The sequence below is a fragment of the Chitinophagaceae bacterium genome (assembly GCA_016717285.1).
Classification (GTDB): Bacteria; Bacteroidota; Bacteroidia; order Chitinophagales; family UBA10324; genus JACCZZ01.
Genome location: JADKFU010000005.1, coordinates 1,165,349 through 1,180,909 on the forward strand (window position 1 = coordinate 1,165,349; position 15,561 = coordinate 1,180,909).

At 40.0% G+C, this 15,561-nt stretch carries 13 protein-coding genes; 9 read left to right on the forward strand and 4 right to left on the reverse strand.

The annotated features are described in order from the left end of the window. Positions 1-355 precede the first annotated feature (355 nt). Together IPO83_14710 and IPO83_14715 are read left to right on the forward strand one after the other, a co-directional pair. Positions 356-1,696: an MATE family efflux transporter gene (locus IPO83_14710; GenBank protein MBK9732502.1), complete on the forward strand. Its 1,341-nt coding sequence runs from the start codon at positions 356-358 to the stop codon at positions 1,694-1,696. A gap of 125 nt (positions 1,697-1,821) precedes the next feature. Then, positions 1,822-3,036: a hypothetical protein gene (locus tag IPO83_14715; GenBank protein ID MBK9732503.1), complete on the forward strand. Its 1,215-nt coding sequence runs from the start codon at positions 1,822-1,824 to the stop codon at positions 3,034-3,036. Between the two features lie 74 nt (positions 3,037-3,110). Here the strand turns inward: IPO83_14715 and IPO83_14720 are convergent, their stop codons facing one another. Both IPO83_14720 and IPO83_14725 read right to left on the reverse strand, forming a co-directional pair. After that, positions 3,111-4,004, reverse strand: a complete 894-nt coding sequence (locus IPO83_14720) for a hypothetical protein (GenBank protein ID MBK9732504.1) — start codon at positions 4,002-4,004, stop codon at positions 3,111-3,113. Positions 4,005-4,046: 42 nt separating this feature from the next. Beyond that, a complete protein-coding gene (locus IPO83_14725) occupies positions 4,047-4,538 on the reverse strand; it encodes a DUF1572 family protein (GenBank protein ID MBK9732505.1) in 492 nt (163 codons plus the stop codon). Between the two features lie 309 nt (positions 4,539-4,847). Here IPO83_14725 and IPO83_14730 point away from each other — a divergent pair, with 309 nt between their 5' ends. The 3 genes from IPO83_14730 to IPO83_14740 all read left to right on the forward strand — a co-directional run bounded on the left by IPO83_14730 (position 4,848) and on the right by IPO83_14740 (position 7,624). Then, entirely contained in the window at positions 4,848-6,392 is a 1,545-nt protein-coding gene (locus tag IPO83_14730) for an acyl-CoA carboxylase subunit beta (GenBank protein ID MBK9732506.1), read from the forward strand. 66 nt (positions 6,393-6,458) lie between these two features. After that, on the forward strand, positions 6,459-7,346 hold the full coding sequence (locus IPO83_14735; protein MBK9732507.1) for a UbiA family prenyltransferase: 888 nt from the start codon (positions 6,459-6,461) through the stop codon (positions 7,344-7,346). Between the two features lie 59 nt (positions 7,347-7,405). Next, the gene (locus tag IPO83_14740; GenBank protein MBK9732508.1) at positions 7,406-7,624 is read left to right on the forward strand and encodes a SemiSWEET transporter; all 219 of its coding nucleotides are present in this window, start codon (positions 7,406-7,408) and stop codon (positions 7,622-7,624) included. A gap of 40 nt (positions 7,625-7,664) precedes the next feature. On the opposite strand, the gene IPO83_14745 is transcribed toward IPO83_14740, so the two are convergent. After that, entirely contained in the window at positions 7,665-8,087 is a 423-nt protein-coding gene (locus IPO83_14745) for a hotdog fold thioesterase (GenBank protein MBK9732509.1), read from the reverse strand. Positions 8,088-8,308: 221 nt separating this feature from the next. On the opposite strand from IPO83_14745, the gene IPO83_14750 reads away from it, so the two are divergent. From IPO83_14750 to IPO83_14765, 4 genes are all read left to right on the forward strand, one after another. Further along, positions 8,309-8,629, forward strand: coding sequence for a winged helix-turn-helix transcriptional regulator (locus tag IPO83_14750; protein MBK9732510.1), 321 nt, complete (start codon positions 8,309-8,311; stop codon positions 8,627-8,629). After that, the gene (locus IPO83_14755) at positions 8,626-9,126 is read left to right on the forward strand and encodes an SRPBCC domain-containing protein (protein ID MBK9732511.1); all 501 of its coding nucleotides are present in this window, start codon (positions 8,626-8,628) and stop codon (positions 9,124-9,126) included. The genes IPO83_14750 and IPO83_14755 overlap by 4 nt, the downstream gene beginning before the upstream one ends. 705 nt (positions 9,127-9,831) lie before the next feature. Next, positions 9,832-11,010 carry a sodium:proton antiporter gene (locus tag IPO83_14760; GenBank protein MBK9732512.1) on the forward strand — a complete coding sequence of 393 codons (1,179 nt, stop codon included), beginning with the start codon at positions 9,832-9,834 and terminating at the stop codon, positions 11,008-11,010. 68 nt (positions 11,011-11,078) lie between these two features. Next, positions 11,079-12,254, forward strand: coding sequence for a hypothetical protein (locus IPO83_14765; protein ID MBK9732513.1), 1,176 nt, complete (start codon positions 11,079-11,081; stop codon positions 12,252-12,254). Positions 12,255-12,461: 207 nt separating this feature from the next. Here the strand turns inward: IPO83_14765 and IPO83_14770 are convergent, their stop codons facing one another. After that, entirely contained in the window at positions 12,462-15,548 is a 3,087-nt protein-coding gene (locus IPO83_14770) for an efflux RND transporter permease subunit (GenBank protein ID MBK9732514.1), read from the reverse strand. Between the last annotated feature and the right edge of the window lie 13 nt (positions 15,549-15,561).

Here is a 15,561-nt window from a genome sequence, read left to right on the forward strand (position 1 = left end):
GCTGTCGAAAGACGGCTCTTTTTTATTGTATGCTCTATGCTGCAGAAATCTCATGGTGTTGTTATTCAGTCAGCTTCCGTCTTAATGTTTCCCGCGCATAATTGCTGTAATCAAATTGAGTGTTATCGAAATTTATTTTATCAAACGGTTCGGGAATGAAGATGTTTAACCAAAGCGACAGAAAGTTACCGGAGAAATGCGCCGCTTTGAGGGGCCACGGGGTGACATTACATTTTTAATTTACATCTTCCAATCATATCCGATGATCATCAATCCGATCAACTATGGGTATTACTGAAGCTACCATCGATGTTTACTAATACATCGCAGGATAATTATCTTCGCCGACCTTATCATGATAGCAAAAAATCCATACACTTCCTATAAGAACATTTTCCTCATCGCCTGGCCGATCATGCTGGGATCGTTGGGGCAGAATTTCATTTACCTGGTTGATACCTCATTTATCGGTCGTGTTGGCGAAGCTGATATGGGTGGAAGCGCAATTGGCGGCATCTATTATTTCCTGTTGTTCAATATCGGCTACGCCATGAATATTGGTATGCAAGTGATGATTGCCAGAAGAAAAGGGGAAGGTAACAATGCGGCCATTGGTGAGGTGCTCGATCATCAGCTAAGAATGGTGCTTTTGCTCGGCACAGTGGAGTTTATCCTAATGCATTTCTTATCAGGAAAAATTCTTGCAAGCATTATTCAGTCAGATATAATTTTAGAGAAGGCCGCTTATTTTTTACACTACCGTTCTTATGGTATTCTGTTTGGCTTGCTGAATTCCTGCTTTATGTCATTCTTTATTGGCATTGGTAATACGAGAGTTACCGTATGGACAACGGGAGCAATGGTGGGCATTAACATATTTTTTCTTTACTGCTTCGTGTTTGGCAACTTCGGATTTCCGGTATTGGGTGTTGGCGGCGCTGGCCTTGCCTCTTCTATCGCGGAAGCTTCGGTTACAGCAGTTTTTATTATTTATTTTTTGGTGAAGAAATTCAGAATTGATTATCATCTTTTCCAGTTTACAAAAATCAAATTCAAGTTGATTATCAGCATGCTGAACCTTGCAACACCGCTCATGTTTCAACAGGTTATCAGCGTGGGATCGTGGTGGTTGTTTTTTCTTGCTATTGAACATTTGGGTGAACATCCTTTGGCCATTTCCAACCTTGTGCGCGGATTGTATACTTTCTACGGCATTCCGGTGTGGGCATTGGCCTCCACAGTCAATTCAATGACCAGTAACTTGTTAGGACAAGGAAAGCCTGACGATGTGATTCCGCTGATTAAAAAAGTTTCATTCATCAGCATTGGTTTTTCCGTTTTCTTCGGATTGCTCATTAACATTTTTCCGGTAGCCACTTTATCAGTTTATACGAATGATAAAGATTTGATTATTGACAGCATTCCTACTTTAAGAACATTGACTTTTGCTATTGCATTATTCTCATTTTCCATCCTCACCATATTTGCTGTGAGTGGTTCAGGTGCCACGAAGGTCTCACTGCTGATCGAAATTGTTGCCATTGTGTTTTATGTTTCCTACACCATAGTCTCGGCAGTGGTGCTTCATTGGAGCTTGCCTGCTATCTGGCTGGCAGAATCCGTTTACTGGATTGTAACTTTTGTGATGTGCGCGTGGTATTTGAAAAATGGCAGGTGGATGGATAAAAAAATTTAGTCTGTTCTTTCTAAGCGAACTGAAGAATATAGCTCTAAAATGAAGCGTCTCTATCTTGAAAATAAATACGAACCCAATTTCATTTGCAAAAAAAAATAGCAAAAGATTCTTTTCCATTTCCAGTCATGAAAAATAAAATACTCTTCCTCTTTTTACTTGTTATCTTAAAGAATACATCCGTCTATTCCCAACCACTATCTCAAAAGCATGATTATAAAAGTGATATTGATTATTTCAGCAGCCATTTAATTTCCGGTCACAAAAATCTCTTCGCGAATATTTCAAAGGTTGCATTCGACAGCCTTATTAACGATTTAAAAAATCGGGCAGGAGTATTGACGCAGGAAGAATTCATTGTTGAATTATTCAGAATCAATGCAAGGATTGCAGATGAGCATACACGGATTGATCCCGGATTCGAAAATATTTTTCCTTTTCGTTTTGAGTATTTTGATGAAGGTTTAGCCATCATCCTCGCAGATAGTTTAAGCAGCAAATATCTTTCATGCCGCGTGCTGGCGATCGATCATCATCAGGTACAGGAAGTGATATCGAAACTCAGCAGTATCCTGAAGAAGGACAATCCTTCCTTCATTAAATTCTGGATGGCGTACTATTGCAACAAGCCACAACTTTTATATGGACTCGGTCTCATTGAAAATCAACAACAAGCCAGCTTCAGATTATTGACAGCAACCGGCGATACTATTACTGCTATTGTTCCATCAATTCCGGTTAATAAGGTAACAACATTGGTAAAAGCCGAACCATTAAATCATATTTTACCCTATATGCGCGATGATTTTTACTGGTATCAATATGACACCACCCATAATACAATGTATTTTGATTATGCGAAATGTTCGGAGGACGATAAGCTTTCTTTCAATGATTTTAATACGAACATATTTCGGGAAATTGAACTCCGCAAACCATCTAAACTGGTGGTTGATCTGCGGTTCAATGGCGGCGGGAATTCTTCGGTGCTCCATCCATTTCTTAAAAATATTAAAGGAAATTACTTAAATACAAAAGGCAAGTTGTATGTGTTGGTTGGCAGAAAAACATTCTCCTCTGCATTGATGAATGCAGTTGATTTTGTAAAAAACACCAATGCAATTATCGTAGGAGAACCTACCGGCGCCAACATCAATCATTTTGGCGAAGTAAAAAGTTTTCAATTACCTGATTCAAAGATTACGGTTTATTACTCCACCAAATTCTGGAACAACTGGCCTGGTCATAACGGACCCCTTGTTCCTGACATCGCAGTCAGTCACAGTTATTTTGATTTTTTGAATGGGAAGGATGAAGCCATGGAATACATACTGAAGCAGTAAACGGTGGTTGTCATTCTGAGCGCAGCGAAGAATCTGATTAAACTGCAGATCATCAGCTGTTTTTTCATGCACTTTCAGATACTGATTTCCAGTTTCAATAATTGCGAAGGATTCCCATCTTCATCACAAACAGCGAGTGCATCTATCTTATCTGTTCCGTTAAATCGTGTTACTGCAATGGATTCAACCTTTCCTAAGAACGGACGATTTTCATCTTTCAATAGAACCAAATCAATTAACACACACTTCTTTTCAGCGATGCCAAGCAAACCAATATAACTGCCTGCTGAAGGTCCATCATCAATTGCATTGGATGTATTTTCCAAAGAAGCGGTGAATAATGCCATGTTATTTCCGGGCACAATGCAGGCACCGGAGATTCCTGCCTGAAGTCCATGCAACATTGGCAATTTCAACTCCTGAATCAATATAGATTCATGATTTCCCTGCTCTTCAAAATGCAGGAAATCATTCCATGCAATTGAAATCACCAGGTTTCTGCCACTGATATTTCCACGTTGAAACAGAAATAATTTTTGCTGATAGAAAAGTGCACCTTCAATATTCAAAGTGCCAAACTGCTCATTGATGAATATATTTCTTAAATGATCATAAAGACGACGGAGTGAAATTCCGGTAACCTGTTTTTTATTTATTGAATAGAGAAATGCTTTGTCTCTTATGCCACGAATGGATCCTGACCCAAGTGCCAGCAGAAATGTTTCGGAATCATGTTGAATGGTGGTGAGTGCTTCAAGATCAGGTTTTGTTGATTTACTGATCCTTCCTGTCTCATTCACTTCAGCTTTAAAAAAATTTATTTTTTCAACGAGCACAAAATCACTGTTCAGCTCGAACAGGTACTGCGTATCATCTCCAATAATAAAGATGCGATTTTCGAATACTTCAATTCCCGAAGCGGAAGGAATTTCAGATAATGGCGATTGCTGAATAATGTTGACGTTCATGAAGCTGAATTAAAAGCTCAACGAATAAGTTGTGCCCGGATATCAGCCCCTTTTTTCAAGCTCATCAATTCCATCCGACAAGCTAACAGGCGCGTCAAGCATTCTTCTGTGATAGTTAATCTGACCCACATGATATTGCAGGTGTGCAAGCAATTGTATCAACCGTTCAGAAGTTACTTTGGCAGGCTTGCCATCTTTCAACGGATATTCACCGAAGAGTTGCTCCTGTGTGAGATTTCCGACAATCACTTTCACGCTGTAGGTGAGTTCGTCAATATTTTTCATGATCTCCGACGAAGGCACATCACGATCATTAAATTCAGCATCACGTTGTCGCACATAACCGGTGTTTCCTAATGTGGCACCGATAAAATGACGAAGGTTTCCGATCAGGTGAAGTGCTAGTGTGCCACCGGAGTTTTTTATATCTCCCTTCAGTCTCCAGATATTCTCTTTATGCGTATAACTGTTGATTTCATTTTTCAGTTGAATCAGTGCACTTTCAAACTGATCAGCCAGGTACTGTTGCAGCATAGTTTTAAAAATTTGAATCGTAAAAATACAAGTTAGGTTAAATTCCCTGAAACCGGTTTATAAAGGTCTTCCCGGGTGTACGACATTGCGCCATTAGATTTTTCGCACCATCGTGCAAGCGCGCAAAGTTAAACACCCTTATTTGCATTGCAGCCTTCGATTTTGCGACGAATCTTTTCTTTTACAAAATACAGCCTGCCAGCTTTATGTTGAGCTGCAACCCTTTTCTGTTTTGAACTGAAAAATGTTGGTTTAATTCTATCTTAGCGACCTTCTTAATTTAAGTAATCAGTAAATAAAAGGTCTGCTATGACGAAAGCGAAATTTGAATTGCTTGAACAAAAGATTGCCAAGGCCATGGAAGGTGGCGGAGCGAAACGAATTGAGGATCAGCATAAGAAAGGAAAACTTACCGCGCGGGAACGCATTCAGTTACTGCTTGATGAAGGTTCATTCGAAGAAATAGGAATGTTTGTGATGCACAGATCCGCTGATTTCGGCATGGAGAAGGAAGTCTATCTGGGTGATGGCGTTGTGACCGGTTACGGTACCGTAAATGGCAGAATGGTCTATGTGTATTCTCAGGATTTTACAGTGTTTGGCGGTTCGCTATCTGAAACCCATGCTGATAAAATTGTTCGCATTATGGAGATGGCGCTGAAAAACGGAGTGCCGGTCGTTGGGCTGAACGACAGCGGTGGTGCCCGCATACAGGAAGGTGTGGTTTCACTCGGCGGCTATGCCGATATATTTTATCTGAACACGAAAGCTTCCGGCGTTGTACCGCAAATATCCGCTATCATGGGTCCATGCGCTGGTGGCGCAGTGTATTCACCGGCGATAACTGATTTTGTTTTAATGGTAGAGAATTCTTCTTACATGTTTGTAACAGGTCCGAATGTAGTGAAGACCGTTACACATGAAGAAGTATCCTTTGAAGAATTAGGTGGTGCTGTTACACACGCCACCAAATCAGGTGTTACGCATTTTACGTCGCACAATGAGGCAGCCTGTATTCAGAAAATAAAAAATGTGCTTTCGTACCTGCCGCAAAACTGTGAAGAGATTGCACCCATGTATCCTTATGAAGCTGCCAATGAACGAAGGCCAAAGCTTAATACAATCATACCTGAAAATCCCAATCAACCTTACGATATGAAGGATGTGATTGCCGCGATTACAGATGAGGGTAGTTTTTTGGAAGTGCATGAACAGTTTGCTGAAAACATGGTGGTGGGTTTTGGTAGAATTGGCGGAAGAAGCATTGGCATTGTTGCCAATCAACCTGCGGTTTTGGCAGGCGTACTCGATATCAAAGCTTCTTCAAAAGGCGCAAGGTTTGTTCGCACCTGCGATTCATTCAATGTTCCTTTACTCGTATTGGAAGATGTTCCGGGCTTTATGCCGGGAACCGATCAGGAATGGAATGGTATTATCAGTAATGGTGCGAAGTTATTATATGCATTCTGTGAAGCAACAGTGCCGCGTGTTACTGTTATAACGCGGAAAGCATATGGTGGTGCATATGATGTTATGAATTCCAAACACATTGGTGCCGACATGAATTATGCATGGCCCACTGCAGAAATTGCAGTGATGGGAGCAAAGGGTGCTGCTGAAATTATTTTCAGAAAAGAAATAAATGGCGCCACTGATAAAGAAGCCAAACTGCAGGAGAAGGTTGATGAATACGCTGAAAAATTCGCTAACCCTTATGGAGCCGCATCACATGGATATATTGATGAAGTGATCCGCCCGGATGAAACTCGCATGAAGTTGCTGCGTGCCTTTTCATTGCTTGAAAATAAAGTGGATAAGCGGCCAAGGAAAAAGCATGGAAATATTCCTTTGTAAGAAAGTTATATTGCGCATCTGAATGATTTAGCTGTTTGTTCAAAGTGAAATGCCAAACAACCACTGATGCCTGAAAACCTGAACGAGCTGATTCGGCGGATTATCAATCCTTTAATTTTTGGCAATGTAGTCATCTCATTGTGCGCGCTTGCCATTTTACTGGAAACATACATTTTGCTGGGAATGCCTGTTTACATGGATGGATTGGCCTTCCTCGTTTTTTTTGCAACACTCTTTTTGTACAATGTTCATAGGTTACTAAGTGTCTCTCGTATTCCACCGCAGGATTACGGAACAATAACGGGCCTGGCGGCAAAGCACCGTTTCACATTGTTCATGTTTTCCATTATTGGTGCAGGCGGCGTTGCTTTTTTTGTTTTCCAGACGAGTTTATTGATTTTTGGAATCCTGGTAGCACTTGGAATAATTTCTTCCTTGTACGAATTGCCATTGGTACGTTCCACCAGTCGTTTCAGAAGTCTTCGCAATCTCTGGATTCATAAGGCATTCATGATTACCACTGTGTGGACACTTGCCACTGCTTTTCTTCCGGCGGTAAATGTAGAGTGGCCGCTGGTTGACTACAATTTGTGGTTGGTGCTGGCCGAACGAATGCTGTTCATTTTTATGGTAGCACTTTGTTTTGATGCGCGCGACATTGAATTTGACAGGAAGGAAGGATTGAAGACCATTCCTATCCGTTATGGACCTGCTGCGACTGAAAATCTTTACAAAGTGATCAGCGGGTTGCTCATTTTTATTTCGGGCATCCATTACTTTGTGCTCGCGCATTATTATGGAACCGGTGTTGCCATGATTGTGTCTGCCTGCATTACTTATCTGGTGATTTCAAGAACACGTACAAAGCAATCTGATTTCTATTACCTGTTTTTAGTGGATGGAATGATGATACTGCAGTTTTTGCTGGTGCTGTTACTGGACAGTATTTGGTGAAGACCTTTTGCTGGGTTTTAATTTTTGTACCAGTTGAATTTTTAACTTCAATAGCAAGGATGTCTTCAAATGATACACTTGGATTGATTGCGGGCGCACTCACATCCATTTCATTTCTTCCGCAGGTAATTAAAACGTGGCGTACGAAGTCAGCCAAAGATCTCTCATTAGTGATGTTTGGAATTTTTTCTGCCGGTGCAACACTGTGGCTGATTTATGGTTTACAGGTTAACAGCCTTCCGATTATTTCGGCCAATTTACTTACACTGTTTCTCTGAATGGTCATCCTTTATTTCAAGCTAAAATTCAAATAGCAATTTATTTTCTTTCAAGAATGGCATTTGTAATTCTGCTGATGCAGATCAGTTTTTCCTGCTCATTGTAAATTTTTATTTCCCACACCTGCGTGCTTCTTCCCAAATGAATCGGCTTTGCGATTCCCGTCACAAAACCATCACGGGCCGTTTTAATGTGATTTGCATTGATCTCCAGGCCGACTACCGTTTGTGTTGTTGAGTCGATACATAATACAGATGCCACACTTCCCAATGATTCAGCCAGTACTACAGAAGCACCGCCATGCAAAAGTCCCATGGGTTGTTTGGTTCGATAATCAACCGGCATGGTAGCTTTAAGAAAATCGTCGCCAGCTTCTGTAAACTCAATGCCTACATGTTGTTGCATGCTGTTGTTGTGCCATTCATTCAGTTCTTTAATGTCGATGGTTTTTTTCCAAATCATGTTTTCAAAGTTATTTTTTCAAGCTATAATAATTCTTTTTCTTTTTTTAGGTGGGAAGATTTCAAATGTAGTAAAAATAGCAGCTACGGATAATCGATCCGAACCGCCACCCTGCAGGAATTTTTGACAACAGAAAAATAAAGTGCAAAAATATTTGAGAAACCGAATAGTTGCACATATATTTGCAACCGATTGGTTTCCCAAAAAATGATTTGATAAAAATGAGAAGGGATATTTTCCAGGCATTAGCTGATCCTACAAGGCGGGCGATTCTTACCTTAATTGCATTGCAGGCAATGACACCGAACGCCATTGCAGAAAACTTTAACACTACCCGACAGGCTATTTCTAAACATCTTCGCATACTCACGGAATGCGAGCTGGTAAAACAGAAGCAACAAGGCAGGGAAATTTATTACTCTCTTGAAATTCATAAAATGAAAGAGATTGATAAATGGTTAAACCAATTCAGAACACTTTGGGAAACACGATTCAAGCAACTGGACAATGTATTATCAACCATTAAAAAACAGAAAAAATGAACAACAACCTGCAATTTGATTTTACCGTTGACAAGGCGGCTCAAAAAGTATACATAACAAGAGAATTTGATGCAGATCTTTCGCTGGTCTGGGATGCTTATACTAAACCGGAAATTCTTGACCAGTGGTGGGCACCTAAACCGTATACCTCAAAAACCAAATTTATGAATTTTGAAATCGGTGGGCGAAGATTTTATGCGATGGTAAGCCCGGAAGGGCAGGAGCGTTGGTCCGTTCAGAAATATACTTCCATTACTCCGAAAACCAATTTCAAAATGTCGAATGCTTTTGCAGACGAAGATGAAAACCCTGAATTGCCTGGTTCCGAGTGGGATTTTAATTTCAGCGGACAAAACGAAATGACACTAGTCAGTATTACTATTTATAATGAATCCCTTGAACGCTTAGAAAGAATGATTGAAATGGGCTTTAAGGAAGGATATGCTATGCAAATGAAAAACCTGGAAGAATTGTTGGCAACTTTATCACGACCATAATAGAATTTGAGCTGCTGTTAACATTGACTTGGCAGTAGTGTGGTATTCAGAATAGTGTAAGTATCTAAAACAAATGTTCAAAGAAATGAAGAAGCAAAATCTTCTATATAAACTTGTAAATGTGTTTCCTGAACACAAAATAAATTTTGACTTCGATGAGTGTGATAGAATTTTAATTGTGCATTTCAAAAATGTTTCAGCAGAAAATTTAAAGGTATTGTAACGTCTTTCTATTACGAATATGAAATGCTGGAATAGAAAAGGCCAACAGATTTGTAATCACCTATTATAGATTGCAGCACATAACCAAACTCTAAAAACAACCTTACAAGGTACACCATGTGTTTTTGCTGACCTGCACGAATAGCAGAGTAAGTGGCACTTATTGTATAAATTTTGTTGCTAACTTTTGAGGATGCATCTTTGAACCAGCAGCACTTCAACACTCACAGATTGAGGGTTCTGGAGGAATTTAATCTTTACAGCGGCAGTTTAGAAGAATCAAAGCCAAAAAAATGGCAGCGTCTGGTATCACAGGCACTATTAACGTAATTCGATTTTGACAATCTTCTGGCTGACTTGAAAAAGTTGTGCGTAGTTGGAAAAGTGCCATAGTAATATCCTTATCTATTCATAATAAATGGACTGTAATGTTATAGTGACTGTATTAACTTTCATTGATAAGAATAGAAATGACTGGCAAGAATGACGATACAAATAATTATTACGATTTGCATTTTACTTTTGCTTGCTTATGTTTTTGATCTGACATCGGCAAAGACAAAAGTGCCTTCAGTAATTTTGTTATTACTGTTAGGATTTGCAGTGCGACAGGTTTCCGGCTTTTTTGAAATAAGCGTTCCTGACCTGTCACCTCTCTTACCGGTCTTTGGAACAGTTGGACTCATACTTATTGTGTTAGAGGGTTCATTGGAGTTGGAGTTTAACAAAACAAAAGCACCGCTCATTAAAAAATCTCTTGTTGCTGCTTTACTTCCAATGCTAGTATTAGCATTTCTACTTTCATTTTTATTTCAGCATTTCGGAGAAGCATCATTCAAAAACAGTTTGACTAATGCAATTCCTCTTTGTATTATTAGCAGCGCAATTGCAATTCCAAGCGTGAAAACTCTTACAACTTTTAATAAAGAGTTTGTAATTTATGAAAGCAGCTTGTCCGATATCCTCGGTGTTTTATTCTTCAACTTTGTTGCTCTTAACAACAGTTTTGGATTAGATTCATTTGTGCATTTCGGGTTACAACTATTGATGATAACGGTTGTTTCGTTTGTCGCAACTATCGGTCTTGCTTTTCTGCTCAGCAAAATTGATCATCACATAAAATTTGCTCCGATCATTTTGCTCGTCATTTTAATTTATGCTGTCTCTAAAGTTTATCATTTACCGGGATTAATCTTCATTTTGCTTTTTGGTTTGTTTCTTGGCAATCTTGATGAACTCAAACAATATAAATGGATTGAAAAGTTAAAACCAAATGAGTTGAATAGTGAGGTATATAAATTTAAGGAGTTAACTATTGAAGCAGCATTTTTGGTAAGAGCGCTTTTCTTTTTACTTTTTGGTTACTTAATTCAGGTGAGTGAAATACTTAACACAGACACTTTGATTTGGTCGGTTGGGATTTCTGCTGCAATTTTTCTATTCAGAGCCATTCAATTGAAACTCTCTAAAATTCCTTTGTCACCGCTCTTGTTTATTGCACCCAGAGGGCTTATTACTATTTTACTTTTTCTTGCAATTGAACCGATACAATCTATTTCATTGGTAAATAAATCGCTCATTATTCAGGTTATATTGTTGACAGCACTTGTTATGATGCTCGGGTTTCTGACAAATAAAACAGAAAAAAGTGAATTGGCTTAAGAAGCAGCTAATTTTAAAGGAGCGTTTACTTTACAACTCAAAGTAAATGGTTCTAAAACAATAAGCTCATGACGGCACCAATATCAATCTATCAGCGCTTGCATAAACTTCTCATAGCAATAATATATTTCACGCTGGCAAGTTGTGGTAATGAAAGGGACGGTGCGGCTAAAATTATTCATGCTCCATCGGTTGATAGCGTACCTGCACGGAATACAGTTGCAAAAAAAGTTGATTACACTGTTGATTTTAGCGCAAACGCGGTAACTGAAGTAGGCAAGGCTATAAACTGCATTTATCAGGACGTTAATGATAATTATTGGTTTGCTTCCAATGGATCAGGAGTATATTGTTATGATGGGAAAACTTTACTACAGTTTACTACTAAAAATGGGTTGAACGATAACCAGGTATTTACCATTCAGGAAGATAATCATGGAAACCTTTGGTTCTTAACGGCAGGCGGTATCAGTTGCTTTAACGGTAAAGCATTCACCGCTTTTCCTGATAAGAGCAACAAGCAATTGCTGAGCGATAAGGGAATCAGCATGGAACCGGATGATATGTGGTTTGAGGTGGGAGGAGGAGCATATCACAGCGACAGTAAAACGTTTACCTATGTGCTCCTGCCGGCTTCTTCTTTAGATGCCAGGCATTTTAATCCAACAAATTCCAGTGACCCGGATTTGCGCATGCTCAACGCTTATTCGGTGTATTGTACCCTGAAAGACAAAAAGGGGAATGTTTGGTTGGGTACACAAACTTTAGGTGTGTGTCGCTTCGATGGAAAATCATTTACATGGTTTACTGAAAAAGGATTGAGTGGACCTGCTGTTCGTGGTTTATTTGAAGATAGTAACGGTAACCTTTGGTTTGGAAATAATGGTAATGGACTCTTCAAATACGATGGAAAAAGCTTGATCAATTTTACGGCGGAAAAAGGAATGAGTAATCCTGAATTTTTGAAATCAGGAAAATCAGGACCAGGAACTTTAGCACGGGTCTGGACCATAAACGAAGACAATAATGGAAACCTTTGGATAGGAACGTATGATGCAGGTGTCTGGCGTTTTGATGGCGAAAACTTAACTAATTATACGAGTATCGACGGACTTACTAGTAATGCTATCAATACAATTTATAAAGACAGGAAGGGAGAACTTTGGTTTGGAACAGACGGAGCAGGTGTGTGTAAATTCAACGGAATATCCTTCTCAGGTTTTGCTTTTAATCCTGAAAAATAGGGCTGCAAACGGGCACTGGTCACTCTTTGTTGAAAAATTGCACAGGTGATGATGATTAGGGCTTCACTTAATTCCGCTAATCCATTAATAACAGTTGAAAAATCAATTAGTAAAGCGCGTGTTAATCCGAAGTGAGCTTGCTCACATGGATTGTCCGGTTAATTGGTATGAATATGATGGAGAAATAAACTGACGATAGCATGAATTTCAAGAAACGTGATTAAGTGGGTTGTCAATGGTATCAAAGTTTTCAATCAGTTGAACTTTCGGAGGGAGCAATTTATACAATACCGGAGTTACAAGCCTGGTGAGTAATGTAGAACTGATCAAACCACCGATCAATACCCACGCCAATGGCGCATAAAGTGGAGCATCTTCCAATACCAATGGCGTCAGTCCGCCGATTGCAGTGAGTGTGGTGAGTATGATTGGTACGAAGCGTGTTTCGCCCGCCTGCTCAATTGCTTTATCTAATTCCATTCCGCGTTCGCGTAAATAATTGGTGAAGTCAACCAGCAGAATTGAATTCTTCACTTCGATACCAATAAGTGCTATCAGACCAATTACTGCAACAAATGAAAATGTTTTTCCAACAATCAGCAGTGTAAACACAGCTCCGATCACGCCCAATGGAATCACTGAAAGCACAATAAATGTGCTTTTGAAAGTTCCAAATTCCAACAGTAAAATGCCGAGTATTCCAAAGATGGTAATGATAATGATAGTTCCAAGTCCGGCAAAGCTTTCCTGGCTGCTTTCCACTTCACCGGCAGCCTGGTAACTGTAACCGGCCGGCAGATTCAGCGTGTTCATTTTTTGAATTATTTCCTGTGTTACCTCACCGGTGTTGTATCCTGTTTTTACGTAAGATGTTACAGTGATGTAACGGTTTTTGTTATAGTGTTTGATTGTGGGAACCGAGGTATTCATTTCCAGTGTTGCCAGTTGTCTGAGTGGCACAAGGTTCCCGGTTACGGAAGAGACATAAATTTTGTCGAACTGATCAATAGCAGGATGGTTTTGATCTTTAGGAAGTGTAACGTTGATCTCGTGTTCATCTCCTTTTTCATCCCGGTAGGTACCAATGTTTAATCCTGCGATACCCAAGCGCACGGTGCGATCAATTTCTGCCACCGGAATACCAAGCAATCCTGCTTTGTCTTTATTAATTGCAACATGCAGATCAGTTTTCAGCGATAGCAATGGATTATTAATGTAGATGGTGCCTTCTGTATTTTTCATTAAATCTTCCACCTTAAATGCAAGCGAACGAAGTGTGTCAAGGTTTTCTCCGAAGATGCGCATGGCCACAGGTGCTTCAACAGGCGGACCCTGTTCAAATTGCTTTACTTCGATTTTTGCATTCGGATAATTATCGAATTTTCCACGCAGCTCATCGATAATGGTTTCAAGCTCTTTCATCGTGAGCGGTTGGGTACGTATAAAAAACTGAGCATAGTTGCTCGCTTCATTTTTTGGAGCAATGTTGTAATACACACGTGGATTTCCTTTTCCGACATTCGTGAAGAAGGAAGCGATTTCTTTGTGTTGTTGTAATTCCTTTTCCACAAATTGTGCAACACTATCAGTTGCATATAGATTGGTTCCCAAAGGAGTTTCAATATTTACCATAAACATTGGTTTCTCTGATTTAGGAAAAAGCGAGAATCCGACAACAGGAAAAAGTGCGATGCTGACAGCGAAGATTCCAAAGGCGATGGAGAGCGTGATATATGGATGAGCAAGTGCCCGGCGCAGCAATTGCCTGTAGGAACCACTGATCAGTTTCTTGAGTCCGCGCATGAAAATATTTCCTTCAGGATTGTGATCCTTGCTGAGAATCAAACTTGATAAAAACGGAATAATGGTAAGTGAAACGAAAAGCGAAGCGAGTACAGTGCTGATGACAGCAATGGGTAAACTGCGAATGAAATCACCCGATCCTTCCGGAAGAAACACGATCGGGAGAAAAGCGAAAATTAAAGTTGCAGTGCAACCCACTACAGCCAACCCGATTTGTTTGGTTGCTTCAATAGCTGCATTTTTTCTTGAATAGCCATTGCGAAGGAAACGTTCAATATTTTCTACTACCACGATGCTGTCGTCCACCAATAATCCCAATGCCACCACGAGCCCGACAATTGATAACTGGTTAATGGTGTAGCCAAAAAGATTCAGTAGAGCCAAACCAATGGAAAGAGAAAGCGGAATGGATATCATTACGATGATAGAAGCACGCCAGCCTAACGGAAGAAGCGTAAGCAGCACCAGCAAGATGGCGATGCCGAAGTCAACAGCAAATCCGCTTAATCTTTTTGAAACATCATCTGCCTGGTTAAATCCTTCCGCGAATGCTATATTGGACGGCAACGTTGGTGCAAATTGCTCCAGCACGGGAGTTACCTGTTGATTGATGGCCAGTATATTGGTGCGTTCCTTTTCACTTACCGTTACAAATACAGCACGCTTTCCATTGAAACGGGTAAGATAGTTCTCGTCTTCATATCCCAATTCAACGTCGGCAATGTCTTTCATGTACACAATTTTTTCAGCCGATGTAAGTACGATTGTATTCTTTATTTCATCCACTGAATTATAATCGCCGCTTGTTTTAACATTGAATTTTTTTGCACCCATATCAACGCTTCCACCGGGAATATTTACATTTTCATTTTTAATGGCTCCGAGCACACGCAGTAATGGAATTTTTTGCTGCGCCATTTTTTCTAGGTTCAGGGAGATGCGCACTTGTTGTTCAGGGTAGCCGCGGACTTCCACTTTTTTTACGCCACTTATTTTTTCCAGTGATGACTTCAAACGATCGCCTTCATCGTATAAGCTTTTATAGGAAGCGTTTTCGGAAACAAGTGCGATCTGTTTGGTATTGACATCGCTGGAAGTAATTTTGCGTACATCAAGGCTCAGGAGATCTGCAGGTAATGAAGGACGAAGATTGTTGATTTCGCGCACCACTTCATTGTATTTACTGTCGATATTGCTGCCCCAGGTAAAATCAACTTCACAAATCATCACACCATCGTCAATGGCGGTGCGGATGCGCTTGACATCGCTCAGTTCATTCAGTTTTTCTTCAATAGGATCTGTTACCAGTTCTTCCATATCATTAGGACTTGTTCCCGGATAAACCGCAATCACAACAAAAGAAGGGGCATTAAAGGGCGGATCTTCACCTCTTGGCATATTGATCAGCGAACTGATGCCGAGTGCCATTACCATCACAAATACAATAATCGTGAACTGATAATTTTTAACCGAAAATTCTGATATTCTCATGGTGAATTTTTAA